The 393-nt window shown below is 42.0% G+C and carries 1 protein-coding gene; it reads right to left on the bottom strand.

The annotated features are described in order from the left end of the window. A partial coding sequence (locus AB4653_RS29010; protein ID WP_372106093.1) for a DEAD/DEAH box helicase occupies window positions 1–153 on the bottom strand: 153 nt, incomplete at its 3' end. Window positions 154–393: the final 240 nt, after the last annotated feature.

The following is a 393-nucleotide window of genomic DNA, read 5'->3' as shown; positions in this document are numbered from 1 at the left end:
TTTACCTGTACCTGTTTGAGCAGCGGCCATTACATCTTTGCCCGTTAGGACAGCTGGTACGGCTTTCTCTTGGATTGGTGATGGCTTATCGTAACCTTGTGCTTCAATAGCTTTAAGGATCGGTTCAGAAAGGCCAAGGGAGGTAAAACTCATAGATTATTTTCTCAGTTGAATAACATTTAGTATGAGCAACGCGCAGAAATAAGTCGTTGCTACAGCTTTCGCTCATCAATAGGATTGATAAGGAGCAAAGCGCGGTATTCTGAGGCTTTTCCCCACATTCAGCAACTAAATTCTAATAGCAGATCCAATCCAACCTATAAAATTTGTCGTTTCTGTTCGTACATTTTTTCATCAGCCGCTTTGAGTAGTGCATCGACACCAGTGTAGTTA

Origin of the sequence: Vibrio sp. 10N.222.48.A3, assembly GCF_041475345.1 — a bacterium.
Taxonomy (GTDB): Bacteria; Pseudomonadota; Gammaproteobacteria; order Enterobacterales; family Vibrionaceae; genus Vibrio; species Vibrio tasmaniensis_A.
The sequence above is the reverse complement of the archived record's forward strand: the minus strand, read 5'-3'. Positions and strand labels throughout refer to the sequence as shown.